Raw genomic sequence first — 26,031 nt, 5'->3', positions numbered from 1 at the left:
TCCTTCGAGTACTTCGCCATCACGGACTGGAGGTGGGCGCCTGCTGAACTGCCGTTTCGCCTGTCTCGCGGTCAGACCGGGTGCGAACGTGGCGGTCGCGTCCGGCGCCATAACCGGCAGCGGCCATGACCAGACTCAATGCGGTGAGGAGAAGGAGAGCACCAGTCCAGCTGCCGGTGGTGTCGTGGAGGACGCCCAGAAGAAGGGGTCCGGCCGCGGCGACGAGATAGCCGATGGACTGAGCCATCCCGGCCAGGGCTGTGGTCTCGCTGGGACCAGTGGCACGTTGGCTTTGGAAGCTCAGGGCGAGCACGAGACAGGCACCGGCGCCCAACCCGAGAAGAGTGCACGCCGCGAGTGCGAGCGCTGGAAAGAGGAGCATGAGCGCGAAGCCTGCGGCGACGATCGCTGAGCCCGCGGCGGCAGCGAAGCGCTGGTCGTGGCGGCCTCGAGTGATCAAAGGCAGCAGCATGCTCGTGACCAATGCGACGAGCTGGTAGTAGAACAGCATCCAGCCGGCAGATGTGGTGCTCATGCCCTGCTGACTGAGGATGCTGGGCAGCCAAGCGACTGCGGTGTAGAAGGCAAGGGATTGCAGGCCCATGAAGAAGGACACCTGCCACGCCAGCCAGGATCGCCATGGGGTTCGAGCGTGTGTCCCACGAGACCGCACGCCGCCGTCCGGGCGGGAGCCGCGTAGCCGAGGCAACCACACGGCGAGAGCGGCGACGGCGACGACCACGCCCCAGGCCAGGGCGGAATGCCAGGTTCCGGGCAGGACCTCGGCAAGCGGGACGGAGATGCCGGACGACAGAGCGGCGACCACTCCCATGGCGGTGACGTAGAGAGCGCTGACGGTATGAACCCGCGGGCCGGGCACGTGGGTGCGAATCACCGTAGGCAGCAGGACGTTGCCAACTGCGATCGCCACCGAGAGGATCACGGTTCCGAGGAACAAACAGGCAAGCGAAGGCAAGGACCGGATCACGGTGCCCGCTGCCAGCACTGCGAGGGCAGCCACGAGGAGGCGGGTGGTGCCGACCCGGTGCGAGGTGCGCCCGACAAAGGGCGAAGTCACAGCGAACACAAACAGCGGCAGGGTGCTCAGTACGCCTCCCCCTGACGCAGTCAACCCGGTGTCGTGCTCGATGGCCGGCAGGAGTGTGCCCACGCCCGTCAAGGTCACGCGCAGGTTGGCCGCCACCAAAAGGATCGCGATCAAGAGGCCGGCCGAAAGGGCGGGCGTAGTAACCGGTGTCTTCGGGCTTGCGATCCGGTCGGCCTCCGTAGCCGTGGTGAGGCCGGCGCGGGAGTTCCTCAAGGTGGTCACTTCTGTCGTTCCGTTCCGGTCTCGGTGAGCTTCACGATCTCGGTGGCGCAGTAGCGTGCGCCGACCTCGTCTTGCGCGGCGATCGCCTCGACGAGACGCCTGTGCAGAAGGCAGTGCTGCGCGGCCGTCGCGCTGGGCCAGGGCATGCCGCCGATCTGCTCGGTGACCGCGATGCTGAGGACGTCGTACACCTCGGTGAGAAGGGTGTTCCCACTGGCACTCACCACGGCCTGGTGGAAGCGGGTGTCGATCTCCGCGATGGCGGCCATCTCCGGTGAATCCGCTGTCGCCTCGGCCTCGTCGAGGAGGTGCCGAAGGCGATTCAGGTCGTCTTCGGTACGCCGCAACGCGGCCAAGCCCGAGGCGTACTCTTCCAGTACTGCGCGCAGTTCCAGCACGTCGCTCCACCTCGAGGTGTTGGCGCGTCTCATCAGTACCGAGTGCATTTCGCTCGACGTCCGGACGTACGTCCCGTCACCCTGCCGAGCCTCCAGCAGACCCAGATGCACCAGCGCGCCGAGCGCCTCGCGCACCGTCGTGCGCCCGACACCGAGTTGCTCGACCAGATCATGTTCGGGCGGAATCCGCATTCCTACAGGCCAGGCGCCGGATGTGATCTGCTCGCGAAGGGTGTCCACCAGTTGCGCCGACAAGCTCGCGACGCGGCGCGGCGCACGAAGATCTTTCATAAGGCGACCCTAACACCGAATGTCTGACATCTGTCCGTGACGTAGATCGCCACCCGTCTCGGCGGCCTCGGCCTCGGTGAGCGGTCCGTAACTTTTTTCCTTTTCGCCCATCTCTTGACTCCGCTGATACCAGGACATACGTTGAATGTGAATCACCCATAACGTTAGCGGTCAATAACGACGGAAGAGTCGGTACGGACGTCATCGTCATGGCTGAGGGGCCATCCCCGCCGGATCCCCGGTGGCCCGGCGCCGCCGTACCGCGCCCGAGACGTTCCTCTCCGGCCCCCGCCCCACCGGGAACACCCCCTGGACAGCACCATGAATCACAACCTGCCCGCGAAGCTCAGCAACAGCCTTGAGACAGTCTCATCCGCTCGGACAGATGTGGTCTTCCCTCTGCCTCACATTCCAGAAGGTCTTGCAGCCGTCCGCCGATGCGCCGCCCGCGCTATGCAACAGTGGCGCATCCCCTCGGACCTTGCGGACGATGCGCTTCTGGTCGTCTCCGAACTGATCACCAATGCGGTCGTTCACGCCCTTCCTCCTGCGTCGCTGTGCTTGTCCCGGCAGGGTGGCCGGGCTGCGTGCGCTGTCCGCATCGAGGTCACGGACGCGGGCCCGGCGCTGCTGCCCCACCGCGGCCGCTCTTCTCGGCTACCCGAGGAGAGCGGCCGCGGGAGCGCCATCGTCGCCGCACTGTCCGCCCGCTCCGGAACCACGACCTACCAAGGCGGAACCACTCGATGGGCGGAAATCCAATAGCCCACGCCCTGACCAGGCCCCGGCGTCCACCCCGCACGGCAGCGTGCGGTCGCGCGCCAGACGTGTCACCTGCATCTGGTGGAGGCGGTCGGAGCCACTGCGATAATTCCTGTCACTCCTTGATTTCGCAGATGACCGCGCCCGAGGTGAGGGACGCGTCGACCTCGGCGGCGAGGCCCTGACCGTACCCGCGCGGTGGGCGTTGATGGGTTGCTCCATCTTCATGGCCTCCAGGACCACGACGAGGTCGCCCTCGGCCACGGCGACCTTGACGATGGTGCCCTGCATCGGGGAGGCCAGGGTGTCGCCGGAGGCGGCTGACCCCGACCGCGGTCGCAGATCGACGCCACCGATCGGTGCGAGCTGTTCAGCTCTTTCGCACAGGTGCTGCCCTGCCGGGCACTGATGGAGCTTCTCGGCATCCAGGGAGTCACTCCGGCCACCTTGATTCGCTGGAGCTCCGTCGCCTGCCTTGCGGTGTGGTGACTGAGTGTTAGCTCAGGGGGATGCGTTTGCTGACCACGGTGTAGACCGCGCCGATCCTGCCGGGCGAGGAGGCCGCCCGGCTACTTCTGTACGTCATCGATGGCAGCGAGGCGGTCGATGTGACCGTTCCGGCCGCCTCGCTCGTAGTGCGTACGTCGACGGGACCGGTCGGCCGAAGCTGAGAGCCTGCTGCCCGCCCCCGCTCGCGGCTCCACACTCACGTCCGCGGCGGCGCGGTGCTCGCCCGCACCACGAATTCCACCGGCGGGAGCTCGGCAGCCTGGAACTCTCCTCCCTCGGTGAGCGAAACCAGCGCCTGCGCGGCGGCGCGCCCCCAGGTCAGCACATCCTGGCGCACCGTCGTCAGCGGTGGCGCGATGCAGTCGGCCAGCGGGATGTCGTCGAAGCCCACCACCGACAGGTCCTCCGGGACCCGCAGCCCGCGGCTGGTCACGGCGGTGATCCCGGCGATGGCCATCAGGTCGTTGGCGTACACGATGGCGGTCGGTGGCCGGTCCAGGTCCAGCAGCTGATGCGTGGCCCGGGCGCCGGCCGCGCCGGTGAAGTCCGCGGCCACGGGTGGGATCTCGGGCAGGTCGGCATCCGCCAGCGCACCGCGCCAGGCGTCGCACCGGGCCTCGGTGTGCACAAACCCCGCGGCGCCGCAGACGTGTCCGATCCACCGGTGGCCGAGTGAGCGCAGATGGCTGACCGCACGCCGCACCCCGCTGCCGTCGTCGACCCCGAGGGCCGGCACCTGGCCGCCGTGCTGCGGCGGTCCGACGATCAGTGCGCTGATACCCAGCTCCGTCACGAATGCCGGCCGCGGGTCGTCGGTGCGCAGATCGGTGAGGAACACGCCGTCGACCCGACCGTCACGGGCCAGCCGCTCATACGCCTGCCGTTCGGTTTCCTCGTCGGGGACGACTTGTAGCACGAGCGCGTAGCCGAGCGGCGCGAGGCCGGTCTCGATGCCGGCGACGAACTGCGGGAAGAACGGGTCGGTACTCAGCAGTTCCGGCGGCCGGCGCATCACCAGGCCGAGGGTCTGGGACCGCTTGGTGGAGAGCGCCCGGGCGCCGGCGTTGGGCTGCCAGCCCAGCTGGTCGATCGCGTCCAGGACCCGCTGGCGCGCCCGCGGGCTGACCCCGGGGCGGTCGTTGATGACGAAGGAGACCGTCGCCTTGGAGACCTGGGCCAGCGCGGCGACATCACCGATCGTCGGCCGACTGCCCCCGCTCCGGCGTGACGGCGGAGGCATCGCCTGGCGGGAGCCGCCCGCCGATCCACCCGCTTTGTCCTGGCCCCGCACCATACTGCCTCGCCTTCCACTGATTCGGGACGTACGGCTCCCGGGTGGCAGAACTGCGCCACCCAGGTTACCGAAACGTTTCGCACCCGTCCTTGACGCTTAGATATTAAACCGGTTTGATGACGCGGGTGACCCCGCGGTGATCATTCTGGCGGGGCGGGTCGGCGGCGACGAGAGGGGAGTCGCTTCGGACCCTCAATCACCCGCATGGAAGGGAGTTGGGCACAATGAGGCGTTTTCCGCGTGTTACGGTGCTGGCCGCCGCCGCGGCGCTTGTCCTGCCATTGTCCGCCTGCGGTTCGGGCGACACCGGCGGCGGCAAGCCGACCTCGGGACCGATCGACATCTGGTACTCGACGAATGAGCAGGAGCAGGCCTGGGCCAAGGCCACAGTGGCTGCCTGGAACGCCGAGCACACCAAGGAGAAGGTCACCGCCAAGGCGGTGCCGTCGGGCAAGTCCACCGAAGACGTCATCGGGGCCGCGATCACCGCGGGCAACACCCCGTGCCTCGTCTACAACACCGCTCCGGCGGCAGTCGCCGCATTCCAGAAGCAGGGCGGCCTGGTGAATCTCTCGGACACCTTCGGCGATGCCGAGTCCTTCATCAAGAAGCGCTCCGGCGGTGCCGTGGACGGCTTCCGTTCCCCGGATGGCAAGTTGTATCAAGTGCCGTGGAAAACCAATCCGTTCATGCTCTATTACAACAAGGACGTCTTCAAAAAGGCCGGCCTGGACGCCGAGAATCCGAAGCTGAGCACGTACGACGATGTGCTGGCCGCGGCGAAGAAGATCAAGAGCAGCAAGGCGGCGAAGTTCACCTTGTATCCGCCGGCGACCAGTGACTACACCAATGCGCTCTTCGACTTCTATCCGCTGTACCTGGCCAACTCCGGCGGCAAGCAACTGGTGCAGGACAAGAAGGCCACCTTCACTTCCAAGGCCGGACGGCAGACCCTCGGCTTCTGGCAGCAGATGTACGCCAACGGCTACTCGTCCCCGGAGGCGTACAGCGGCGACATGTGGGCGGGCCCGTTCGCCGACGGGGTGGCCGCCATGGGCATCGCCGGGCCGTGGGGCAAGGGACAGTTCGACGGCAAGGTGAAGTACGGCGTGGTGCCGCTGCCCACGGCCGCGGGAATACCGGCGGACAAGACATCGACGTTCGCGGACTCCAAGAACGTCGGCCTGTTCACCTCGTGCAAGCACAAGCAGACCGCCTGGGAATTCACCAAGTTCTCGATGAGCGCGAAGAACGACGCGGCACTGCTGGAGCGGACGGGGCAGTTCCCCACCCGCAGTGACGTGGCCGCCGTCGCGGGCGGCTATCTCAAGGACAATCCCTTCTACCAGCCCTTCGCCGACGCGGTGCCGCGAGCGGTGGACGTGCCGAACATCGCTGGCTCGACCGAGGTGTGGAAGACGTTCCGCACAGCCTGGGAAGACGCGGTGCTGCCCGGGAAGGGCGATGTGAAGTCGACTTTCGACAAGGCCGCGCAGCAGATCGACGACCAGACCGCCGACTGACGAGGCACACCGTGAAATCACTCCGCGACAGTCGCGCTGGGACCCAGGCCGCAGGTGATCCGCCCCGCGGTCGGCGTCCCCGGCCATCGACCCGGCACGCACCCCCGGCAGCCGCACCCGAACCCCGTATCCCGGGTCGGCGGCCCCGCGCCTCGCGGCTCGAGCGTTGGCTGGGCAACAGCCCGCTCGGGCTCGTCCTGACCGCGCCGTACACCGCCTACGTCCTGGTCGTGTTCATCATCCCGTTCGGGGTCGGCGTATGGATGGCCTTCCACGACTACTTCTTCACCGCGCCCGGCGTCTCCGTGCCGCACCCGTTCGTCGGGTTCGACAACTTCACCGAGGTCCTCGGCGAGGAGAAGACCCGGCGCGCCTTCGCCAACCTCGGGTTGTTCATGGCGATCAACATTCCGCTGACCGTGGTGCTGGCGCTCGTGCTGGCGTCGGCACTGAATGCCGCGACTCACTGGCGCGGCTTCTTCCGGGTGGCGTACTACGTGCCGTACGTGACGGCCTCGGTCGCCACGCTGGCGGTCTGGCTGTTTCTGTTCAATGGCTCCGGTGCCGTCAACAACGTCCTCGGCCCCTGGGCCCCGGACCCGTCCTGGCTGGCGAATAGGCACCTGGTGATGCCGCTCATCGCGGTCTACGTCACCTGGAAGCAGCTCGGGTTCTACATCCTGCTCTACCTCGCCGCGCTACAGAACGTGCCCAAGGAACTGCACGAGGCGGCACTGACCGACGGAGCCGGGCGCTGGCAGGCGTTCCGGGCCGTCACCCTGCCGGCCGTCCGGCCCGTCACCTCGCTCGTCGTCCTGCTGTCGATCATCACCGCCGGGCAGATCTTCACCGAGCCGTTCCTGCTCACCGGCGGCGGCCCGAGCGGCGCCTCGCTCACCCCCGCGCTGCTGGTGTACCAGCGAGGCATCGAGCAGGGCGAGCCGGATGCCGCGGCCGCCATCGGACTGATTCTCGTCACCGGCGTGCTCATCATCGCGACCGTCGCCCGGCGCGTCATGGAGAGGGACTGATATGGCCCGCACCCTGCGCATCCTGCGCTACGCCGCGCTCGGCCTCGGCGCCATCGCCGCGCTGCTGCCGTTCTATTACATGCTCATCGGGGCGCTACAGAAGAAGCGCGACACCGGCCTCGGCGGCCTGCTGCCGAAGCCGAGCAACCTGACCCTGGACAACCTCGCCGGTATCGACGACTCGTTCAGCCTGTTGGGCGCCCTGGCCAACTCGCTGATCATGACGGTCGGGGTGGTGGTCTGCACGCTGGTCTTCGGCCTGCTGGCCGGCTACGCCCTGGCGATCCTGCGCTTCCGCGGCCGCGGCCTGGTGTTCGCGCTCGTCCTGCTGGTCCAGGCGATCCCGTTCCAGCTGCTGATGATCCCGCTGTACGTAATGGTGGTGCGTTACTTCGGCCTCGCCGACAGCTACGCCGGAATGATCCTGCCGTTCGCCATCAACTCCGTCGCCGTGCTCATCTTCCGCCAGTACTTCCTTCAGATCCCGCGCGAGATCTTCGACGCGGCGCGTATGGACGGAGCGAGTGAGCTGCGCATCCTGCGCTCCGTGGCGGTGCCACTGGTGCGCCCGGCGATTCTCACAGCCATGCTGGTGACCTTCATCGGCCCGTGGAACGAGTTCCTCTGGCCGTTCCTGGTGACCAAGGACCAGGGGATGCAGCCCCTCGCGGTCAGCCTGGCGAACTTCTCGCAGGCCAATTCCACCTTCCAGGCCAATCCCATGGGCGCTGTGCTCGCCGGTGCCTGCGTGCTGGCGGTGCCGGCCGTCGTCCTCTTTCTGCTCTTCCAGCGCCACTTCACCTCCGCCAACCTCGGATCCGCGATCAAAGGCTAGGTATGACCCGGCTCAACACCGAAAGCGCGCTCCCGTATGCACTGAACCGGGTCGGCGTGCTCATGAACGCCGACCCCACCGACCCCCTGGAGGCCGAGGGCGTCCTCAATCCGGCCACCGCCTGGGGACCCGACGGCGAGCTCTATCTCTTCCCCCGCATGGTCGCGGCAGGCAACGTCTCCCGGATCGGCCGCGCCCGTGTCGTGATCGAAGACGGCGTACCGGTCGGCGTCGAGCGCCAGGGCGTGGTGCTGTCCCCGGACGAAGGCTTCGAGCGGGGTGCACACAACGCCGGCGTGGAGGACTCCCGCATCACCTTCATCCCCGACCTGGGCGTGCACGTCATGACGTACGTCGCCTACGGCCCGCTCGGCCCGCGGCCCGCGTTGGCCGTCTCTACGGACACGATCAGCTGGCGCCGTCTGGGCCCACTGCATTTTGCGTATCAGCCGCACCTGTCCACCGACTTGAACTTCTTCCCCAATAAAGACCTTGTCTTCTTCCCCGAGATCGTGCCCGGCCCCGACGGCCGTGCGAGCTTTGCGATGCTGCACCGGCCGATGTGGGACCTGGACTGGCTGCGCCCGGGCGAGGGCGCCCCGGCCCCGGCCGGGGTGGCCGACGGCCGCCCGTCAATCTGGATCGCGTACGTGGACGCCGAGGCGGCCCGCCGCGATCTTTCGGCGCTGACCTCGCTGCGGCACTCCGCTCCGGTGGCCGCTCCGGAGATGCCGTTCGAGGCGGCGAAGATCGGTGCGGGTCCGCCGCCGCTGCGGGTGCCCGAGGGCTGGCTGCTCATCCACCACGGTGTGACCGGTCCGGTCGCGAGGGGCTTTGAGCTCAGCCATGGCGCCGTCTACCGGGCCGGCGGCATGCTGCTGGACCCGGACGATCCGGCGCGGGTGCTGGCGCGCTCGCAGGAGCCGTGGCTGTCTCCGGAGACCCGCGAGGAGACGGTAGGAACGCTTGGCAACGTTGTCTTCCCAACCGCGATCGAGCGCATCGCGGGGACTGTCTATGTGTTCTACGGGATGGCGGACAGCGCGATCGGCGTAGCCGCCCTGGAGCGGACCGCGGACTGACGCCTCTGACCTGTGAACCGGCTCTTCACCGTCGCGGGTGTGGCGCGGGCTCTCGGTGGTGGTGGGGCGCCGGAAATGAGTGGGCGATCGGTATCATCGCGAGCCTGGCCAAAACCGGTCGAGGGCGCCGATCTGATGGTCGGCACCTCGGACGCTTGCCATTTCGGCGGCTCCACCCACAAACGGGTCTACGGCCGGACCAAGCAGGACGCCCCTTACGGCCGGTTCAAGGGGACGCACCCTGCACCCGCTGCTCGCCACGATCCGCACCCCCACCTCCCGGTCGACGAGCGCCGCCGCGCGGATGCGCCGACGCGCCGTCCTCGCCGGCAACGACAGCGTATGGGCTGAACCGGCTTGCGGCCGGCGGAGAGAAGCCGTCGGCCGCAAGCCGGTTTATGTCTGCGCTTCGCGTCACCTGAGGGGCTGCGTCACCGTCTTGCCGAGGTTCGGGCCGGCGCCCAGCGGGAAGCTGGCACGACGGGTGCGGCCGGGGGCGGCAAGGGTGACGGAGACCGTCAGGCCGGGCTGGTCGGGGTTGGCGACGCTCACCACGGCGGAGCTGCCGTTCTCGTCGAGCATGATGATGGCGGGCTGATCGACCCGCAGAGTCCGGCCTGATCCCAGGTCGAGGGAGCCCGCGGCATGGAAGGTCGCCATCGTCAGCCGCAGCCGCGGGTGGCGGACCGCTTGGACCTGCTCGTCGTTGCGCAGGATCTTGACGGCCGGCTCGGCCGCATAGGAGCGGACCTTTTCGGGTGTCGCGCCGGGAAGGAGGACGTAGGCGTAGGTGGCTCCGTCCGGGGTGGTGCCGTGGTCGAAGAAGAGGGTAAAGGCATTCCGTTTCACCGGATCACGGTCGAGCCAGCTCCCGGTCTGCTCCTTGTTCGAGACCTTCAACGGCCCACCCTCCGGGAAGACATAGCCGATCTCGTCGTTGTACGCCCATGAGGCGCCGGTGGCGGCTGCATCGGTCCCTGGGCGTACGGCCTTGCCACCGACGGAGGCATTGGGCCGGGCCGCTCCCTGATTGACGGTCGTGTGGACGGCGTGCTGCGAGGTGGAACTGATCCCGGCGCCGAGCGCGACCATCTCATCGTCGAAGTAGAAGTAGCTCTTGCGCCCCGTCGTCGAGAACCGGTCGAGGGTGAAGACGCTTGCCCCGTAACGCCCGTCGGAGACCCCGCCGGTGAAGCTGCCGCGGTTGGCGGGACTCGACTGCGTCGTCACCTTGGTGTAAGGCGCGGTGACACCCGGGTAGTGGAACCAGTCGAAGGCGGGTACGAGGTCGTCGTATTCCCGGTTCGTGACCTGGACCGAGGTGGCTCCCGCCGCATTCCAGTCGATCTCGTTGCCGACTTCGGGCCGGAAGGTGGAGCGGTACTCGCTGCCCTTCATACGAGGGGAATTGACTCTGGTGAAGATTCCATACGCATCCCGCAGATGTGAGGAGAACTCCGAGCGCCAGAAGTACTTATGCCCGGTGACGCCGTTACCCCGGACCTTCCCGCGGATATTGTCGGCAAGTCGCTGATACGCCGTCGAGTTCATCTCATCGGCCCGAACCATCCGGTCGAGCGGCTCGAGGAAGTCGGCCGCGTAACTCGTAATGCCATCGATGGTGTTGGGGGGACGGTATCCGAGATACATCATCCCGATCTCACCGCGGATCAGCCAGCGGGTCCCGTCGAGGATGTAGAAGGCAATGGCGTCGATGTCCTTGGGCGAGAAGGCGAAGCTGGTGCCGCGCGCGACATCGGCCCAGGCCGCGACGATGGTGAACAGGGCCATGCCGTAGCCCTCGCTGTAGAGCTGCGCCCCATGTGCCCAGAAGGACGAGTCCACCTGCACGGCCTCGGTGACCTTACCGCTGCTGTCGACGGCGACCGTTTGCGACATGGTGGCGTAACCCTGCTCGATGTCGGCGGTCGCGTGCTTCGCGACGGCCTCATAGAGGTAGTTCTCGGTCCTCCAGGAGCCGTTCGCCCCGACCGGGTCCAGGCGGCCGGTGTTGTGGGCGTAGGTCACCTCCCGTGCCTCGGCGCTGAGTTCGTCGCCGACGAAGATCGACACCCGGCCCATGGCCATCGACTTGCCGATCTCGACTTCCCACCAGTTCGTGCTGGTCGGTTTGACACTGTCCCAGTACAGAAGCGCACGGTTCAGGGCCTCGATCAGCTCCGGTTTGCCGTAGCCCGCGGCATCCGGGTCACGGTAGGCGTGAGCCATTGCGATCATGCGGTACAGCGCGTGATAGGGCGACCAGACCCGACCGTTGGCGGAACTGGTGGTGTCGTCGTAGTCCACATTGGGCCACGAGCCGTCGGCGCGCAGGGACTCGACATAGGCCAGGGCCTCGGACGTACGGGCGAGGAAGATGCCATTGGCGATCCTCACCTGGTCGCCCTGGGCAAGAAACCGCTGTTGCAGGCGTTCGATGATGAGCTGAATGTCGTCCGTGACCGCTCGACTCCCACCGGCCTCCGCGGCCCGCGCGAGAGCTGGCACCGACAGCGTCAGCCCGGCGACACCGGCGGTGATCCCGAGGCCCCCGAGTAGGACGCGACGTCGATCGGGCAGGGGTACGACTCCGTTTTCCGTCATGCGGACTCCTTTGGGCGCGCCCAGATCCTGACAACGATGCCGTTGGGGGCGTGCGTCGGTTGACGAGGTCTTCCGGGTGCTGATTCGGTCACGGCTTCGGCTTGGGTGCACACCGATTTCTAAACCGGTTTGAAAGTGGCTGGTAAACAGTTACCGGCTACGGCCTGGGTACGTCAACAGTCGCGACGCTGGGTGGGCGAGGGCGACTTCGGCCCCCTAGGGGCAATACCAGTGATTCAGGTGGGTTCCCGGCGGGTCGGTCTGGGGCTTCGTCGGTCCCATCGGCGTCACGCAGGGTGTGTCCGGCCGAGGCGGGTCGCGGTGCTGCGTGCGCTTGAGTTTCCGATTGGACAGGTGAGTGTCGGCGGTCACTTACCCGTCCGTGTCCGGCGCCGTGTCCCCGGCCGGCCGCGAGACGTGTTCGCGTACTTCGGCGCGGGCGGAGCGGAGCGCGGCCAGGACCCGGCGCCTGCCCACCGCCAGCTTGCTGATCAGCCGGGAGACCGTGGGGTCGGAGGCACCGGCCCGAACACGGCAGGCTCGGCCCGCAGCAGGCCCACGTTGGCCAGACAGTCCCCGTCCAGTGCCACCGCGAGCGCCGCGTCCAGCGGGATCTTGCCCGTATCGCGCGGTCACAGGTCCTGTGCGGTCGATGTAGCGGTTGATGATCGAAAGCAGCGTCCCCATGGGGATCCCGCGGAGCGGGTCTGTAGATTCCGGCGTTGTCAGGGTGTGTCAGCTTCGCAGGCCGCCAGAGGCGGTGAGGCGTTCTCCGGTGACCCATGCGGCGTCGTCGGAGGCGAAGAAGACCGCCGCCCGCGCCAGATCCCTGGGCTGACCGATACGGCCCAGGGGGGTGTGCCCGATCATCTCCGTCTCGGCGTCACTGCCGATGAAGCCGGCCGCGTGGATGCCTTCCGTCTCCACACCGCCAGGGGCCAGGGTGTTCACTCGGATCCCGCGAGGGCCGAGCTCGGCGGCCAGGACGCGCGTCAAGGCATCGACGGCGCCCTTCGTCGCGGCGTACACCGACATCCCCGGCACCGCGCGGGCGCTGTCCAGCGATCCGATGTTGATGACCGACCCGCCGTCGAACCCGAAGTACTTAAGGGCTTCCTGGATCGTACGGATCGGTCCGGTCACGTTGACGGAAAGCTGATGGTCTATCTCCTGCTGCGTGACGGTCTCCAGCGGCTGTGGGTGATAGACACCGGCATTGTTGACGAGGATGTCGAACCGGCCGTACGCGTCTACGGTCCTTGCGAAGAGGCGCTCAACATCCGCAGGCACCGACACGTCGCCCTGCACGGCGATCGCGGTCCCCCCTCGCGCCTGGATGTCCCGCACCACCCGCTCGGCGCCGGCGGCACTGGAGGCGTAGTTGACCACGACCGATGCTCCGGCCGCAGCGAATTCCCGCGCGATGCCCGCCCCGATGCCCTTGGAAGCACCCGTCACGAGCGCGACCTTTCCCGCCAGTCTCGAATCGGCGTTCTTCGGCGGTACCCCGTCGCCGCGGCCAACACCTGTCTGATTTGCCATGACTGCCACTCCCGTTCATGTTGGTGAGCGTCCGGGTGACGCGGGCCTCCGGGGCAGCTGCCCGGGATCGGGACGATGCGTTGTCGAACAGAACCCGCCGGGCTGCCTCGCCGCCACGGGCCTCTCACAGGCACGCCCGTACCGACTCCCGCGCTGATGGCCACCGCTTTCGGCGGCGGCGATCCACCGGACACGCATCACGGTAGGATCCGCGAGCCATAGAGACAAATAGTGTCGTCGCATACTTGAGATTGACATTGCCTATGCCACCGGAAAGTGGAAACGGATGAACCTGCGGCAATACGAATACGCTCTGGCTGTGGCCGAAGAAGGCTCCATGACAGCGGCTGCTGAGCGTCTGCGCGTCACGCAGCCGTCCTTGTCGCAGCAGATCGGCGCTCTGGAAAAGCACCTCGGTGTGCAGCTGTTCACTCGGACATCGGGCGGGGTCACAGTGACCATGGCAGCCGGTTCCGGTTGCCGATCAAAGGACGGTGTCGATCCGGTCGAGGGCAGGCGCGGGCAGGGTGAGCAGCTGGAGCTGGTCAGGGTGTAGGGGATGAGCACCTCGACGCTGGCGTGGTCGCAGAAGCTCTCTACGGAGGAGGACGTGGCCGGGGTGGTCACGGCGTGCCGCCCGGTCGCTGGGCGCCGACGACGAGCCAACTCGTCACGCGGTTGGGGTATCGGGGGTGGTCAGGGTATAGGCCGCGTCCAGGATCTTCATGCGCTGGGCATGAGTGAAGTCCCCGTCGGGCCGGGCGAACACCGGGATGGACAGCCACGCCTTCTTCTCCGCCATGGTGCTGTGCCGGGCTGTGACCTCGGTGTCGAGGACGTTCAACCCGGTGGCGGCCAGTTGCTCGGTGACCTTCCTCAGCGGCAGCTTGAGGGGCGCGTCGGCGGCGGGGGGTGTATCCGTGATCGCGGGCGGCGATCTGGCGGATGAGGGTGTTCAGCGACGGCCTGGTGCGTGCGGTCTGCTCGTCGGGGTGGCGGACACCTGCGAAGCCGCCGCCGATGTTGAAGACGAACCGCCCGCCTGGGCGCAGGACTCGGGCAACCGCGGCGAATACCGCGGCGGTGTCGGTCTTCCATATCGCCGAGTCGCACACAACGGTGTCGACGCCGCCGGTCGGGACGTGATCGGCCAGCCGTTCTGCTGGGGCGGTGATCCAGGACAGGCGGGGGTCGTGAAGGGTGCGGCGGTCAACACGTTGCATCGCGGCGGCGCTGTCCAGGGAGACGACCCGGGCCCGGTCAGGGACCAGTTCGAGGATCGCGCGGGCGGTCGCGCCGGTGTCGGTTGCGCCATGTACGCGGCGAGGGCTACGGGGGGCGTGGCCTCCCTTTATGGAACTGATGGGCGAAGCGGAAGTCGTCCTGGCCGGCGCAGCGGGCGCACTGCCCGCTCTGCTCGGCCGCCGCCCGGTCGGGGCAGGTGACGGCTGCGACGCGGTGGGTGTCGACGAACCGGTTCCGGCCGGTGCATCACCGCCCGGTACCGCTCACCTGGTAGCCGAGGCGCTGGTTCATGATCTCGGCGTAGGCCAACGGCCCGCTGGGCAGCGGGGCGAGCAGGAGACGGGGGTCTCCGGGGGCCCGGGTTCGACGACCGGACCATCGTCGCCCAGCCCGACCTCGCCGACACAGCGACCTGGAGCGCGGAGGACAACCTCACCGGCTGGCGTTGCCTGTTGGGTGATGCGGTAGGCGGCCCTGACACCCCCGCCTATGGCGCCCGCCCCCCGCCCGCGCCGACAACCTGAGCGCGCTTCCACCCGCCTACATCGAAACAGGCCAGCTCGACATTTTCCGCGATGAGAACATCGCCTACGCACAACGACTCAGCCGCGCCGCGGTACCAGCCCTCCGACCCGTGGGCCGCGGGGTGGCTACTCGGAAGGCCGCGGCGCCAGTCCGTCCAGCACCAGGCCGATCGCCCTGTCCACGACAGCCCGGTCACCCCGGGCGTTGGCCAGCGCCCTGATCAGCACGTAGACCTCGTCCACCGTCGCGTCCTCGCGCACCTCACCGGCTTCCTGGCCCCGGGACAGCAGCACCTCGACGGCGTCCCGCAGCCCAGAGGCCGCGGCCACCACCTCATCAGTGGCGCCCGCCGGATCAGCGGACTCCTCCAGCAGCGCGACGAGCGCGAGCTTCGCCGGTGCGCCTGAGACCATCTCCCGGAACGTCATCCGGAAAGCCGCCCCGGCCTCGCCGCCCTCGCCTCGCGCCCGCGCTGTGTCGGTCAGCAGGGTGAGGTGCCGCACGATCGTGGCCTCGACCAGCAGCTGTTTGGTCGGGAAGTGCCGGAACACGGTGCCGATCCCGACGCCGGCCCGGCGCGCGACCTCCTCGGTCGAGCCGGCTTTGCCGGACTCGCCGAAGACCTCTTCGGCTGCGGCCAGCACCCGGTCCCGATTCGCCTGCGCGTCGCTTCGCATGCAGCCATTTTCCCCTCTCCGGATCCCTCGCTCCCGCGGCCCCCTGGACCCACTCTTGCGGTCCGGAGTGGGGACTCCGTATAGTCCGGAGTGCAGACTCCGGTTAGAAGGGCAACCATGATGCGAACCCCCGAAGAGACGTTCCGTGCCGTGCTCGACGGCGCCTGCCGGCTACAGAACGGTGACCGCGGTCAGGTCGACAAGCTGGCCGAGTTCTACGCCGAAGAAACCGATGTGCGACACCCGATGGCCCCGCTCGGCGACACCCCGCTGCTCAGCCGCGAAGCACTCCGGCAGCACTTCGCCGCGGCCGGGCAGGTCGGCTTGGCGGGCGTCCGCGTCGAGGACGTACGCGTCCACCACACTGCCGACCCCGAGGTGGTCATCGGCGAGTTCACCTACCGCGGCGACGCGGGCTGGGCCGCGCCGGGCATAATCGTCTTCCGAATCCGCGACGGGCTGATCGTCGAGTCGCGGGACTACATCGACCACCTCGGGCTCGCTCGTGCCACCAACAGGGTCGACGCCCTCTGCGCGCGGCTGACAAACGCCTAGTGCGACGGATGCCCCGCCTGCTCGGGGCGTATCACCTGGGTCTACCCGGGCTCATGCTCGCCCGGTCGCCGTCTCTCCGTGACTTGACGTTGCTGTTCTGGCATGCGTGGGTTTGCGATCGGTGGGCATCGCCGGGCTTGTCGCTTCGGCACTTCGCTTCGGCACTTCGGTTCGGTCCGCGGTTCAGCTCCTGGCGCGCCGTACCGCCAGTGCGCACGCGATGGTCCCGGCGGCTGTGCCGATGGCCGCCAGCAGCCCGTGGTGCTGGGAGGCCCACAGCTGGGTGCTGTGGTTGGTTGTCTGATCGTCGAAGACCCCGTGCGTTCCGTGGTCGTGGCCGTCGGTGTCGTCGGCGGGGGTCCAGAGGTTCGTCGGCTGGTCCGGATCGCGCGGCCGGTCCGTCTGCTGGGAGGAGTAGCCGGTACGGGCGAGGTACCGGTCGAGCAGCCCTGGGGCGAGTCTGTTCCCGATCAGTGTCGCGGCGGTCGAGCCACCCACCCAGTGCTCGCGTCGTCTCGGGTGGTCGGCGGCGTAAAGGATCCCCTTCGCGGCGACTTCCGGCTGGTATATCGGCGGCATGGGCCGGGGATGTCGCGGCAGGCGGGAGAGCACCCAGCTGAACTGGGGCGTGTTGACGCCGGGCAGGTGCACCATGGTGGCCCGCACCCGGCTGTGGTCGTGCAGGAGCTCGCAGCGCAGGGATTCGTGGAAGCCCTGGATGGCGTGCTTGGCCGCGCAATAGGCGGCTTGCAGGGGAACGCCTCGATGGGCGAGGGCGGAGCCGACCTGCACGATGGTGCCGCGGTCCCTGGGCACCATGCGGCGCAGGGCCGCCTGGGTGCCGTGGACGAATCCCAGGTACGTCACGCGCGTGACCCTCTCGAACTCCTTCGCCTCGATCTCCTGGACGGGGGCGAAGACCGTGGCGAAGGCCGCATTCACCCAGACGTCGATCGGCCCAAGTTCCTGTTCCACCCGGGTGGCCGCCGCCTCGACGGCCGCGGCGTCGGAGACGTCGACGCTGATGGGCAGCGGATGGCCACCGGCCGACCGCACCTCGTCCGCGGCCGCTTCCAGACCGCGAGCACCGCGGGCCAGCAGGGCGACCGCAGCGCCCCGCGCGGCGAAGGCGTGAGCGGTCGCGCGGCCGATGCCGGCGCTGGCACCGGTCACGACGGCGGTCTCACGCCCGTGACGTCGCGGCCGTTCGCCGGAGCCCTTCACCGCTGCTGCGCTCGGGTTTTCTCCTTCATCCCGAAGGCCGAGGTGGCCAGCCCCAGGAGGAAGATCACCGCGCCGGTGATGACGTTGCTCACCATGGTGCCCGTGGTGGCCGAGGGGCCGTAGACAACCCACGGCGTGATGATCGTCCAGACACCGATCGCCGCCACGACCCAGCCCAGGCCGTGGGTGCGCTCGTAGGCCGAACCGAAGCCGAGCGCCAGGATCGCGACCGCCAGTCCGGTGATGAGATTGTTGACCGTCAGCCCCGTCGCGGTGTCGAAGAAGCCCACCACCCACGGAGAGATGGCCAGGTACAGCCCGGCCAGCAGGGTAAGCCCCTCCACGGCCCGGGCCTGCGGGGTCGTCGCCGCCCGCTCATAGCGGGCCCTGAGCTCCATCAGGTCCGGGTGCTCTTCCATGCGGGCGCCGTGCGTGGTCATGATGACGCACTTCCTTCCGATGGCGTTCAGCACCGGGTAGCCGCGAGACGCGGGCCCAATCACAGCGGCTGTGCCGGATTCGCCGAGCAGGCGCCGTACCTTCCACCGGTTGCTGTGCCACAGCCGGGTACTCGGGGCACCGGGCGGAAAGAGGAGGTGCGCCGGATGGCCAGCTTGCCCCGTACTGACACGGTCCCGGCTCGGATCGGCACGCGGTGGGCGGCCGGAAGACGCCTCTTCCTGGCCTCGGCGGTGCTGCTGGCCGTGGTGGGCGCGATCGGCCAGGGCACCGGCTGGATCACGCTGACCCCCACCCTCGGACCGACGGCGTACGTGCTCGTGGTCCATCCGGAGAGCGAGGCGGCCCGGCTGCGCAACTCCTCGCTGGGACACCTGGTGGCGACCGCCTGTGGACTCGCGTGCCTGGCCGTCTTCGGGCTGTGGCAGCACCCCTCCGTGGTCGAGCAGAAGCACGACACCTGGGCGCAGATCGGCGCCCAGGCGCTCGCCGTGGGCCTGACCCTCCTCGTGCTGGAACTGATCGAGGCCCAGCACCCGCCCGCGGCCGCCACCGCCCTGCTGATCACGGCCGGAATCGCCCGGCCGGGACCGCCCCTGTACGGCATGCTCGTGGGGCTCCTCCTGCTGATCGCGGGCGCGGCACTGATCGCGTGGATCACCCGGCGGACGGGCACGGGCACCACACAGAAAGAGGCAGAGGCAGAGGAAGGCAAAGGATGAATGACACGCCCCCCGCGAGCGAGTACACGTCGTCGCCGTGGGCCCTCCGGGCGTACGCCTTCCTCGGAGACGGCGAACGCGGCGCCCTGGTGGGGCCGCGCGGCGAGATGGTGTGGCTGTGCGCGCCCCGCTGGGACAGCGACGCGGTGTTCTCCACCCTGATCGGCGGACCGGGGGAGTACCTCCTCGGCCCGGAGGACCAGTGGAACGTCTGGGGCGGCTACTACGAGGAAGGCACCCTCATCCACGTCGGGCGCTGGATCACCGGTGACAGCGAGATCGAATGCCGCGAGGCGCTGGCCGTGCCCGCCGACCCCGACCGGCTGGTCCTGCTGCGCCGGATCCGGGCGGTGCGCGGCGACGCCCGCGTACGGCTGAGGCTGGATGTCCGCCCCGGCTTCGGCGAGCACTCGATGACCGGCCTGCGGCGGGAGCGCGGGATCTGGTCGGCCCACGGCGGTGGATTGCGTCTGCGCCTCGCCGGAGCTGCCGACGCCGTCCCCGGTCCGCAGGGCTCGCTGGAGACACGCTTCACGGTGGTCTCCGGGGAGGCGCGTCACCTCGTTCTGGAGATCGGCACCCGGGCGGGAACGGACGAACTGGATCCTGAGCGGCTGTGGAAGGCGACCGAGCGCCATTGGGCGGGTGCCGTGCCGGACTGCTCGGCCCTGGCCGCCCCGCGAGACGCCCGGCACGCCTACGCCATCCTCCGCGGCCTGACCAGCGGCGCATCCGGCGGCATGGCGGCCGCCGCCACCACCTCGCTCCCGGAGAGCTCGGGCGGCGAACGCAACTACGACTACCGATACGCGTGGATCCGCGACCAGTGCTACGCCGGTCTCGCGGTGGCGGCGCACGGCCCGCATCCCCTCCTGGACGCGGCCGTGGGCTTCGTGACCGAGCGTCTGCTGGCCGACGGCGACGCACTGCGCCCCACCTACACCGTCGCCGGGGACCCGGTGGGCGAGGAGCGCTCCCTGCCGCTGCCCGGCTATCCGGGCGGCACCGACCGGGTGGGCAACCGCGCGGGCCGGCAGTTCCAGCTGGACTCTTTCGGCGAGATCCTCCAGCTGTACGCCGCCGCCGCACGGCTCGACCGGCTCGACACGGACGCGCGCCGCGCCCTCGATGTGGCCGTGGACGCGGTCGAGCGCAACTGGCTGCGTCCGGAAGCCGGTCTATGGGAGCTGGAAAACCGCTGGTGGACTCATTCACGGCTCTGTGCGGTGGCCGGTCTGCGCGCCGTGGCACGAGAGGTGCGGGGCCGGGCCGCGCGGGACTGGGACGACCTGGCCGACACGATCCTGCGCGAGACCCGCCGCCGCTGCCTGAGCCCCGCGGGCCACTGGGCCCGTGCCGAGGACGACGAGGGGCCGGAAGCCGCCCTGCTGCTGCCACTTGCCCGCGGCTGCCTCCCGCCGGGCGACCCCAGCGGGCCGCTCACCCGCCGGTTCATCGAGGAACGGCTGTCCGAGGACGGCTACCTCTACCGCTTCGCCCACGGTGACCAGCCCCTGGGCGAGGCCGAAGGAGCCTTCCTGCTGTGCGGCTTCATGATGACGCTCGCCGCCCACCGCCAGAGCGATCCCGTCAGCGCCTTCCGCTGGTTCGAACGCACCCGGGCCGCCTGCGGCCCGCCGGGGCTGTTCGCCGAGGAATACGACGTCCGCCAGCGCCAGCTGAGGGGCAACCTGCCCCAGGCGTTCGTCCACGCCCAGCTCCTCGAGGCGGCGGTACGCCTCAGCGGCGACCCGGAGAGCTGAACATCCCCGATTGGTGGAACGGGCGTTTCGCGGTCGACGGTCCTCGGGGACCTCTGTGTGGCGACCGGCCCCGCGGCCGGCGCCCAGGAGGTGGCGGTGAAGGACACGGTGGCGCGCGGCGAGCGGGTCGCGGATGCGCTCGACCGCCGGACGCCCCTGATGGAACTCGGCAAGGGAGGACTGCGCAAGGCCTTTCCCGACCACTGGTCCTTTCTCCTCGGCGAACTCGCCCTCTACAGCTTTCTGGTGCTGGTGCTGACCGGCGTCTATCTCACCTTCTTCTTCGACCCCGGCATGGACGAGTCGCCCTACACCGGCTCGTACGCGCCGCTGCGCGGAAATCTGGTGTCACAGGCGTTCGCGTCCGTGCTCCGCATCAGCTTCGATGTCCGTGGTGGTCTGCTCCTCCGGCAGATCCACCACTGGGGCGCGCTGGTGTTCGTCGCCGCCATCGGCTGCCATCTGCTGCGCATCTTCTTCACCGGGGCCTTCCGGCGTCCCCGTGAGGTCAACTGGACGATCGGCGTGACCCTGTTCATGCTCGCGCTGCTGGAAGGCTTCTGCGGTTACTCGCTCCCCGACGATCTGCTGTCCGGCACCGGGCTGCGGACCTTCCAGGGCATCGTGCTGTCGACTCCCGTGGTCGGCACGTATCTCAGCTTCTTCCTCTTCGGTGGCCAGTACCCCGGGCTCGACATCATTCCGCGGATGTACGCGGCCCATATCCTGCTGCTCCCCGGCCTGCTGATCGCCCTGATCAGCGTGCACCTGATGCTGGTGGTCCACCTCAAGCACACCCAGTGGGCCACGCCCGGCCGCACCAACCGCAATGTCGTCGGAAAGCCGCTGTTCCCGCAGTACGCGGCCAAGTCCATCGGACTGTTCCTCCTCGTGGGCGGCGTACTGACGCTGCTCTCGGCTCTCCTACAGATCAACCCGATCTGGGAGGTGGGCCCCTACCGCGCCGACACCGTATCCATCGACGCCCAGCCCGACTGGTACGTGGGTTTCCTGGAAGGGGCGTTGCGGCTGATGCCCGCCGCCGAGACGAACCTGTGGGGCCACACGATCGTCTGGGACGTCTTCATCCCCGGCATCGGGCTGCCGCTCGCCCTGTTCGGCGTCCTGTACGCCTACCCCTTCTTCGAGCGGTGGATCGGCGGCGACACCGGAGAGCACCATCTGTGCGACCGGCCCCGCAACCAGCCGACCCGCACGGCACTGGGAGCGGCAGGCGTGTGTTTCTACGCCGTATTGCTCTTCGCCGGGGGACAGGACGTGCTGGCGTATGTGCTGAAGCTGCCGGTGGAGGCGCTGACGTACACCTTCCGCGGAGCGGTGTTCCTGCTGCCCGCCTTCGCCTACTGGGCCACCAAGCGCCTGTGCCTCGGACTCCAGGCTGCCGACCGGCGGCAGCTGCTGGAAGGGGACGGCACCGGAGAGGTGCGCCGGGGCGCCGCGGGCGGGTACCAGGAGGTCCGTACCCCGCTGCCCGCCGAGACGGCCTACCGGCTGCTGGTGCGGGACGCCCCTCGCCCGCGTACGGATGGCGTCGAGCCCGGCCGCTTCTTCCGCCGGCACCGGCTGCGCAACGCGCTGAGCGCTTGGTATTTCCGCGACCGGGTCGAGTTGCCCACGACCGCCAAGCAACGCCGACGCGCCGCGGCCGCCATCACGGGCCCCGAGAAGGACTCCAGAGCGCCGAGCGGAAACCCATAGCCCGCGTCAGATGGCGCGTTGGTCTTCCGCGGTCGCCCAGCGCCAGGTCACGGCCATGGCCGCCACCCCGATGGGCAGCATGCCCACGATCATCGACAGTCCGCCCAGGGCGTGGCCGGAAGCGATCACGAGGAGGGCGGGCAGGTCGAGGAGCGGCGAGGCGAGGAAGAGGTAGAGGCAGCGGCCGGGCTCGCTGAGCCGGTACCGGCCGCCGAACACCGGAAGCCAGAAGAGGAAGCCGCTGCCGACCAGGGCGGCCTCCAGAACCCAGTGGACTGCCGGGGTCGCCGCCCCGTGGAACAACGGAGTGAGCGTGGCGGCCGCGTGCACGAGCAGAAAGAGCGGCAGAGCCACGCTCGCGGGAAGGCAGACACGGCCCCACACGGGACGCGAACGCGTGGCACGGATGATGCCCGGGACCAGGACCGCGACGATGAATCCGGACAGCCCCATCGCCAGGGCGCCCTCCATCACGCCGTCCCCGTCCATCACCATGAGGTCACCTGGCCCGTGCGGTACGGCTTCGTACGGCCAGGGCCCCGGCCACGGCGAGGAGCGGGACGGCGAGGGTCAGCAGCCACCAGCCATAGACGAAGCACAGCGCGGTGAGCGCGGCTCCGGCCGCGGCGGGCGGGACGCACGCCCCGCTCGCGGCGGGCGTGCGGTAATGCGACCGTTCCTCCGGCCCGGTCCGCGACGCGGCCAGTACGGCGAGGGCCGCGACCTCCAGCAGTACCACCACCGAGCCCCAGAGCCAGTACACCAGGGCGGACTCCCCGTAGGCGGCCAGGACGGCGAGGAGGACGCCGTTGGCCAGCCCCCAGAGGGCCGCCACCCAGAAGCCCGGGCGCCTGGTTCTCACGTCCCCTCTCCCGGTCGCTGTCGGAGATCGAGCAGGGGAGCCATGCTGGTGATCGGTGGCAGCGGATGCTCGGGTGTGAAGTTCATCGGCGGGGGAGGGGAGGAGGTGGCCCACTCCAGGGTGTGGCCGCCCCACGGATCATCGGGCGCCGGGTCGTGGTGTCCCAGGGACCGTTTGCGCAGCGCCCACAGGACGTTCACGGCGAAGGCCGTCATCCCGGCGGCGAGCGTGGCGGCTCCGCAGGTGGCAAGGAGGTTGAGCGGTCCGAACCCGGACCAGCCCGGATAGGTGAAGACCCGGCGTGGCATCCCCTCGTAGCCCAGGGCGAACATCGGAAGGAACGTCAGATTCGTCCCGGCCACCAGCAGCCAGAAGTGGACCCTGCCCAGCCGCTCGCTCAGCATCACCCCGGCGACCTTGGGGAACCAGAAGTAGACCGCGGCGAAGAGCCCGAACGCACTCCCCGCGAAGAGTACGTAGTGCAGATGGGCGACGACGAAGTAGCTGTCCTGGGCGTGGTAGTCGATGACAGGCGTCCCCACCATGATTCCGGTGAGGCCGCCGATGAGGAACTGCGGGATGAAGGCCAGGGCGAAGAGCATCGGGACGCGGAAGACGAGGCGCCCGCCGAGCACCGTGCCGATGAGCCCGAAGTACTCCACACCGGCCGGGATGAGAAGCGAGATCGACGTCAGGGAGTAGTAGTCGTTGGTGGCCTGTCCGGTGGTGAACATGTGATGGCCCCACACGCTCATCGACAGCGCCGCGAAGGCCAGCAGCGACAGGACGGTGCCCTTGTAGCCGAAGAAGCGCCGCCCGGAGAAGACCGCCAGCACCTCCGCGACGGCGGCCAGGTACGGAAAGAACATCACATAGACCACGGGGTGGCCGTAGAACCAGAAGAGATGCTGGTAACCGATGTTCCACACGTTGGAGGCGAAGACCGAGGGGTCCGCCCGGCCGACCACCAGCAGGACGAGCGCGGCCAGCAGGGAGGGAAACGCGCCGATCACCATCAGACAGGTGGCGATCATGGACCAGGAGAAGACCGGCATCCTCAGCATCGTCATCCCACGGGCGCGTCGGCGCAGCGCCGTCCACAGCACCGCCCAGCCCATGAGGAGAACACCGACCGTGGCGAGGAAGACGCCGACGATCCACAGGTCCGATCCGACGCTGGGGGAGTACACGCTGTCGGCCATCGGGGGGTACGAGAACCAGCCGTCGGCGTGGGCGCCATTGGGTGTGGCGAAACCGGCCACCATGACGACCGCGCCGATGGCGTACAGCCAGTAGCCCAGCAAAGTGGTGCGCGGAATCGCGATCGCCGGGGCGCCGATCTGCAACGGGACGAGGTAGACCCCCAGCCCGATGGCGAACGGCGTCATGGCCATGTAGATCATGCCGGAGCCGTGGATGGTGAACAGCTGGTTGTAGAGCTGGGCCTCCACCAGGCGCTCGTCCGGGAAGGTGAGTTGACTGCGCATGAGCAGGGCGAGGACGCCCATCAGGAACATCATGACGAGCGAGGTCCCGACCGTCAGCAGCCCGATCCGCTTGTGGTCGGTGGTGGTGACCCAGCCCAGCCACCCGCCGGGCGCCGGGGCCCGTGCGGGGCCGGTCCGCGCCTCGGGGGCCAGGGTCATACCGCGGCCCCTGAGCCGGCAATCGCGTGGTGGTGCAGCCAGGTGGCGTACTTCTTCGGCGATACGGCCTTCAGCCAGAAGTCCATGGACTGGTGCCGCTGTCCGCAGAACTCGGCACACCGGCCGATCCACCGGCCTTCCCGGTCGATGATCAAAGTGAAGGTGTTCACATGATCGGGGAAGGCGTCCATCTTGTAGCGCAGGGCGGGCACCCACAGTGAGTGGATCACGTCCCGGGAGGTGATCCTGAACTCGACCTTCTGCCCGGTGGGCACCACCAGGGTCGGCATGCGGCCCCCATGACAGGTCGCGGTGACGGCCACCGGTCCGGCCTGTGGCTGGGTGTTGCGGAACCGCCAGCACCACTGGAACCCGGTGACGTCCACCCGCACCGTCGGCCGTGTCACGGTGCGCTGCTCACGGTGGTTCGCCAGAGCGGTGTAGAGGACCAGGAAGACGGCGACGGCCGCAAGAGCCGCCACGTAGCACCACTCCAGCCCAAGCCGCTCGGCGCGCCCGGACGGCGTGGCACCGGCACCTGCCCGGCGGCGAGCCACAGAGAACACCAACGCGCTCATGACCGCCAGGAAGACGAAGGAGGCGACCGCCACCTCCAGCGTGAACACCTCATCGAAGATGCGCCGCCGGTCCACTCCGTCCACCTCCCGACCGCCGGATGTCCGCGCCCGACGATTCCGCGATGCCCACGACCTCCATCAGGACAGTCGAGACATTACGGTCAGCACGGGCCGACGGCGATCTGACACACCGCCCCGGAAAATGCCGTCCGGTAAGGGGCGTCAGCGTCAATCCCGCCCGGCCTCGACCTGATCCAGGCCGGCGTGCGGAGGGATCGGCGGTATGGCCGGGGCGGGGTGTGGAAGTCGCTGATCTCGTACGCCCGCGCCGAGGCGCCGCGGGAGTTGTCGCCGATCAGAGGACCGTGTCCGTCCGCCGCTGTTTCGCTCATGCCGCCACGCTCCCCGTGCCCCCGGAGGGGGCCGCGGTGATCCGCAGCGCGACACGCCCCTCGGCGTACTCCCGCAGCAGTACCTCACACAGCAGCCCGAACCCAGGGTCGCCTCCTCGGCGGTCCCGCTCCTGCCTCTTCCACCTGCTCTCCGCTCTCTCACACACGTTTTCGTCGAGGTAGGCGCGGCATCCGCCCCGCTCCGCCGTGCCGAATGTGCTGCCGGCCGGAACGGGTGCGTCGAGCGCCCCCTCGGCGTATGCCGTCAGGAGCGCCTCGAGGATCCGCGAGCGGGCGCGGGCCCACCTCCGGGCGCGACGATTCCGGCCTCGCTCGACCCGTGCTCATCCGATGGATGACTAATCGGCCACCGGAGTGACTTTTTGGCCGAGTTCTCATAGAGGAAGGTAAAGCAGCCTCGGATGTGGCTGAAGCTCCTCCCTCTGTCTCGTAAGTCCCTGG

23 protein-coding genes and 5 pseudogenes are annotated in these 26,031 nt (G+C 68.8%); 11 read left to right on the top strand and 17 right to left on the bottom strand.

Annotated features, from left to right (window positions below):
• Window positions 1-19: 19 nt before the first annotated feature.
• The 3 genes from ACJX2R_RS02300 to ACJX2R_RS02290 form a co-directional block, all read right to left on the bottom strand.
• On the bottom strand, window positions 20-1,330 hold the full coding sequence (locus ACJX2R_RS02300; protein WP_413098491.1) for an MFS transporter: 1,311 nt from the start codon (window positions 1,328-1,330) through the stop codon (window positions 20-22).
• Window positions 1,327-2,019, bottom strand: coding sequence for a FadR/GntR family transcriptional regulator (locus tag ACJX2R_RS02295; protein ID WP_413098490.1), 693 nt, complete (start codon window positions 2,017-2,019; stop codon window positions 1,327-1,329). The genes ACJX2R_RS02300 and ACJX2R_RS02295 overlap by 4 nt, the downstream gene beginning before the upstream one ends.
• A 369-nt stretch (window positions 2,020-2,388) precedes the next feature.
• The gene (locus ACJX2R_RS02290) at window positions 2,389-2,556 is read right to left on the bottom strand and encodes a hypothetical protein (protein ID WP_413106178.1); all 168 of its coding nucleotides are present in this window, start codon (window positions 2,554-2,556) and stop codon (window positions 2,389-2,391) included.
• Between ACJX2R_RS02290 and ACJX2R_RS02285 the strand changes: the two genes are divergently transcribed.
• Window positions 2,488-2,784, top strand: a complete 297-nt coding sequence (locus tag ACJX2R_RS02285; protein WP_413105755.1) for an ATP-binding protein — start codon at window positions 2,488-2,490, stop codon at window positions 2,782-2,784. The two genes, ACJX2R_RS02290 and ACJX2R_RS02285, sit on opposite strands and share 69 nt — an antisense overlap.
• 112 nt (window positions 2,785-2,896) lie before the next feature.
• On the opposite strand, the pseudogene ACJX2R_RS02280 reads toward ACJX2R_RS02285, so the two are convergent.
• Window positions 2,897-3,114 (bottom strand): annotated as a pseudogene (locus tag ACJX2R_RS02280) (biotin/lipoyl-containing protein); the annotation flags it as partial.
• Between the two features lie 373 nt (window positions 3,115-3,487).
• Window positions 3,488-4,585, bottom strand: a complete 1,098-nt coding sequence (locus tag ACJX2R_RS02275; protein WP_413098489.1) for a LacI family DNA-binding transcriptional regulator — start codon at window positions 4,583-4,585, stop codon at window positions 3,488-3,490.
• Window positions 4,586-4,809: 224 nt separating this feature from the next.
• Between ACJX2R_RS02275 and ACJX2R_RS02270 the strand changes: the two genes are divergently transcribed.
• From ACJX2R_RS02270 to ACJX2R_RS02255, 4 genes are read left to right on the top strand one after another with little or no spacing between them, the layout of a single operon-like run.
• Window positions 4,810-6,108 carry an extracellular solute-binding protein gene (locus tag ACJX2R_RS02270; RefSeq protein WP_413098488.1) on the top strand — a complete coding sequence of 433 codons (1,299 nt, stop codon included), beginning with the start codon at window positions 4,810-4,812 and terminating at the stop codon, window positions 6,106-6,108.
• Between the two features lie 11 nt (window positions 6,109-6,119).
• Window positions 6,120-7,139, top strand: coding sequence for a carbohydrate ABC transporter permease (locus tag ACJX2R_RS02265; protein ID WP_413098487.1), 1,020 nt, complete (start codon window positions 6,120-6,122; stop codon window positions 7,137-7,139).
• 1 nt (window position 7,140) lies between these two features.
• Window positions 7,141-7,974, top strand: coding sequence for a carbohydrate ABC transporter permease (locus ACJX2R_RS02260; RefSeq protein ID WP_262700791.1), 834 nt, complete (start codon window positions 7,141-7,143; stop codon window positions 7,972-7,974).
• 2 nt (window positions 7,975-7,976) lie between these two features.
• A complete protein-coding gene (locus ACJX2R_RS02255; RefSeq protein ID WP_413098486.1) occupies window positions 7,977-9,056 on the top strand; it encodes a glycosidase in 1,080 nt (359 codons plus the stop codon).
• A 414-nt stretch (window positions 9,057-9,470) separates the two neighbouring features.
• Here the strand turns inward: ACJX2R_RS02255 and ACJX2R_RS02250 are convergent, their stop codons facing one another.
• From ACJX2R_RS02250 to ACJX2R_RS02240, 3 genes and pseudogenes are all read right to left on the bottom strand, one after another.
• Window positions 9,471-11,660, bottom strand: a complete 2,190-nt coding sequence (locus ACJX2R_RS02250) for a polysaccharide lyase family 8 super-sandwich domain-containing protein (protein WP_413098485.1) — start codon at window positions 11,658-11,660, stop codon at window positions 9,471-9,473.
• 375 nt (window positions 11,661-12,035) lie between these two features.
• Window positions 12,036-12,286: pseudogene (locus tag ACJX2R_RS02245) on the bottom strand (IS1380 family transposase); the annotation flags it as partial.
• A gap of 109 nt (window positions 12,287-12,395) precedes the next feature.
• Window positions 12,396-13,202, bottom strand: a complete 807-nt coding sequence (locus ACJX2R_RS02240; RefSeq protein ID WP_413098484.1) for an SDR family NAD(P)-dependent oxidoreductase — start codon at window positions 13,200-13,202, stop codon at window positions 12,396-12,398.
• A 286-nt stretch (window positions 13,203-13,488) separates the two neighbouring features.
• On the opposite strand from ACJX2R_RS02240, the pseudogene ACJX2R_RS02235 reads away from it, so the two are divergent.
• A pseudogene (locus tag ACJX2R_RS02235) lies at window positions 13,489-13,668 on the top strand (LysR family transcriptional regulator); the annotation flags it as partial.
• A gap of 204 nt (window positions 13,669-13,872) precedes the next feature.
• On the opposite strand, the gene ACJX2R_RS02230 reads toward ACJX2R_RS02235, so the two are convergent.
• Window positions 13,873-14,046, bottom strand: coding sequence for a hypothetical protein (locus tag ACJX2R_RS02230; protein ID WP_413098483.1), 174 nt, complete (start codon window positions 14,044-14,046; stop codon window positions 13,873-13,875).
• Window positions 14,047-14,239: 193 nt separating this feature from the next.
• Window positions 14,240-14,557: pseudogene (locus tag ACJX2R_RS02225) on the bottom strand (methyltransferase domain-containing protein); the annotation flags it as partial.
• A 404-nt stretch (window positions 14,558-14,961) separates the two neighbouring features.
• Between ACJX2R_RS02225 and ACJX2R_RS02220 the strand changes: the two are divergent.
• A pseudogene (locus tag ACJX2R_RS02220) lies at window positions 14,962-15,192 on the top strand (alpha/beta hydrolase fold domain-containing protein); the annotation flags it as partial.
• On the opposite strand, the gene ACJX2R_RS02215 reads toward ACJX2R_RS02220, so the two are convergent.
• Window positions 15,098-15,649 (bottom strand): TetR/AcrR family transcriptional regulator, encoded by a 552-nt coding sequence (locus ACJX2R_RS02215; RefSeq protein ID WP_413098482.1) that lies wholly within the window; start codon window positions 15,647-15,649, stop codon window positions 15,098-15,100. The pseudogene ACJX2R_RS02220 and the gene ACJX2R_RS02215 overlap by 95 nt on opposite strands.
• 117 nt (window positions 15,650-15,766) lie before the next feature.
• Here ACJX2R_RS02215 and ACJX2R_RS02210 point away from each other — a divergent pair, with 117 nt between their 5' ends.
• The gene (locus ACJX2R_RS02210) at window positions 15,767-16,204 is read left to right on the top strand and encodes a nuclear transport factor 2 family protein (RefSeq protein WP_262700786.1); all 438 of its coding nucleotides are present in this window, start codon (window positions 15,767-15,769) and stop codon (window positions 16,202-16,204) included.
• Between the two features lie 183 nt (window positions 16,205-16,387).
• On the opposite strand, the gene ACJX2R_RS02205 is transcribed toward ACJX2R_RS02210, so the two are convergent.
• Together ACJX2R_RS02205 and ACJX2R_RS02200 are read right to left on the bottom strand one after the other, a co-directional pair.
• Window positions 16,388-17,428 carry an SDR family oxidoreductase gene (locus ACJX2R_RS02205; protein WP_413098481.1) on the bottom strand — a complete coding sequence of 347 codons (1,041 nt, stop codon included), beginning with the start codon at window positions 17,426-17,428 and terminating at the stop codon, window positions 16,388-16,390.
• Window positions 17,425-17,868, bottom strand: a complete 444-nt coding sequence (locus tag ACJX2R_RS02200) for an SPW repeat protein (protein ID WP_413098480.1) — start codon at window positions 17,866-17,868, stop codon at window positions 17,425-17,427. Before ACJX2R_RS02200 ends, ACJX2R_RS02205 begins: the two co-directional genes overlap by 4 nt.
• A 165-nt stretch (window positions 17,869-18,033) precedes the next feature.
• On the opposite strand from ACJX2R_RS02200, the gene ACJX2R_RS02195 reads away from it, so the two are divergent.
• The 3 genes from ACJX2R_RS02195 (at window position 18,034) to ACJX2R_RS02185 (ending at window position 22,091) form a co-directional block, all read left to right on the top strand.
• On the top strand, window positions 18,034-18,609 hold the full coding sequence (locus tag ACJX2R_RS02195; RefSeq protein ID WP_413098479.1) for an HPP family protein: 576 nt from the start codon (window positions 18,034-18,036) through the stop codon (window positions 18,607-18,609).
• Window positions 18,606-20,372 carry a glycoside hydrolase family 15 protein gene (locus tag ACJX2R_RS02190; RefSeq protein WP_413098478.1) on the top strand — a complete coding sequence of 589 codons (1,767 nt, stop codon included), beginning with the start codon at window positions 18,606-18,608 and terminating at the stop codon, window positions 20,370-20,372. Before ACJX2R_RS02195 ends, ACJX2R_RS02190 begins: the two co-directional genes overlap by 4 nt.
• A gap of 159 nt (window positions 20,373-20,531) precedes the next feature.
• Window positions 20,532-22,091 carry a cytochrome b gene (locus ACJX2R_RS02185; protein ID WP_413105754.1) on the top strand — a complete coding sequence of 520 codons (1,560 nt, stop codon included), beginning with the start codon at window positions 20,532-20,534 and terminating at the stop codon, window positions 22,089-22,091.
• 6 nt (window positions 22,092-22,097) lie between these two features.
• On the opposite strand, the gene ACJX2R_RS02180 is transcribed toward ACJX2R_RS02185, so the two are convergent.
• From ACJX2R_RS02180 to ACJX2R_RS02165, 4 genes are read right to left on the bottom strand one after another with little or no spacing between them, the layout of a single operon-like run.
• Window positions 22,098-22,586: a cytochrome c oxidase assembly protein gene (locus ACJX2R_RS02180; RefSeq protein ID WP_413098477.1), complete on the bottom strand. Its 489-nt coding sequence runs from the start codon at window positions 22,584-22,586 to the stop codon at window positions 22,098-22,100.
• Window positions 22,587-22,590: 4 nt separating this feature from the next.
• Window positions 22,591-22,953 (bottom strand): hypothetical protein, encoded by a 363-nt coding sequence (locus ACJX2R_RS02175; protein WP_413098476.1) that lies wholly within the window; start codon window positions 22,951-22,953, stop codon window positions 22,591-22,593.
• A complete protein-coding gene (locus ACJX2R_RS02170) occupies window positions 22,950-24,599 on the bottom strand; it encodes a cytochrome c oxidase subunit I (protein WP_413098475.1) in 1,650 nt (549 codons plus the stop codon). The genes ACJX2R_RS02175 and ACJX2R_RS02170 overlap by 4 nt, the downstream gene beginning before the upstream one ends.
• Window positions 24,596-25,252 carry a cytochrome c oxidase subunit II gene (locus ACJX2R_RS02165; RefSeq protein WP_413098474.1) on the bottom strand — a complete coding sequence of 219 codons (657 nt, stop codon included), beginning with the start codon at window positions 25,250-25,252 and terminating at the stop codon, window positions 24,596-24,598. The genes ACJX2R_RS02170 and ACJX2R_RS02165 overlap by 4 nt, the downstream gene beginning before the upstream one ends.
• Between the last annotated feature and the right edge of the window lie 779 nt (window positions 25,253-26,031).

It is taken from the genome of Streptomyces sp. Inha503 (assembly GCF_047215865.1).
GTDB classification, from domain to species: Bacteria; Actinomycetota; Actinomycetes; order Streptomycetales; family Streptomycetaceae; genus Streptomyces; species Streptomyces lycopersici.
This window is presented reverse-complemented; position numbering and strand designations above follow the sequence as displayed.

Bases quoted from the DNA above. Each gene is read 5' to 3' on its own strand.
- ACJX2R_RS02180 (WP_413098477.1), bottom strand. From the start codon at position 22,586: ATGGTGATGGACGGGGACGGCGTGATGGAGGGCGCCCTGGCGATGGGG.
- ACJX2R_RS02295 (WP_413098490.1), bottom strand. From the start codon at position 2,019: ATGAAAGATCTTCGTGCGCCGCGCCGCGTCGCGAGCTTGTCGGCGCAA.
- ACJX2R_RS02255 (WP_413098486.1), top strand. From the start codon at position 7,977: ATGACCCGGCTCAACACCGAAAGCGCGCTCCCGTATGCACTGAACCGG.
- ACJX2R_RS02250 (WP_413098485.1), bottom strand. From the start codon at position 11,660: ATGACGGAAAACGGAGTCGTACCCCTGCCCGATCGACGTCGCGTCCTA.
- ACJX2R_RS02210 (WP_262700786.1), top strand. From the start codon at position 15,767: ATGATGCGAACCCCCGAAGAGACGTTCCGTGCCGTGCTCGACGGCGCC.
- ACJX2R_RS02260 (WP_262700791.1), top strand. From the start codon at position 7,141: ATGGCCCGCACCCTGCGCATCCTGCGCTACGCCGCGCTCGGCCTCGGC.
- ACJX2R_RS02240 (WP_413098484.1), bottom strand. From the start codon at position 13,202: ATGGCAAATCAGACAGGTGTTGGCCGCGGCGACGGGGTACCGCCGAAG.
- ACJX2R_RS02190 (WP_413098478.1), top strand. From the start codon at position 18,606: ATGAATGACACGCCCCCCGCGAGCGAGTACACGTCGTCGCCGTGGGCC.
- ACJX2R_RS02185 (WP_413105754.1), top strand. From the start codon at position 20,532: ATGGAACTCGGCAAGGGAGGACTGCGCAAGGCCTTTCCCGACCACTGG.
- ACJX2R_RS02170 (WP_413098475.1), bottom strand. From the start codon at position 24,599: ATGACCCTGGCCCCCGAGGCGCGGACCGGCCCCGCACGGGCCCCGGCG.
- ACJX2R_RS02275 (WP_413098489.1), bottom strand. From the start codon at position 4,585: ATGGTGCGGGGCCAGGACAAAGCGGGTGGATCGGCGGGCGGCTCCCGC.
- ACJX2R_RS02195 (WP_413098479.1), top strand. From the start codon at position 18,034: ATGGCCAGCTTGCCCCGTACTGACACGGTCCCGGCTCGGATCGGCACG.
- ACJX2R_RS02270 (WP_413098488.1), top strand. From the start codon at position 4,810: ATGAGGCGTTTTCCGCGTGTTACGGTGCTGGCCGCCGCCGCGGCGCTT.
- ACJX2R_RS02215 (WP_413098482.1), bottom strand. From the start codon at position 15,649: ATGCGAAGCGACGCGCAGGCGAATCGGGACCGGGTGCTGGCCGCAGCC.
- ACJX2R_RS02200 (WP_413098480.1), bottom strand. From the start codon at position 17,868: ATGACCACGCACGGCGCCCGCATGGAAGAGCACCCGGACCTGATGGAG.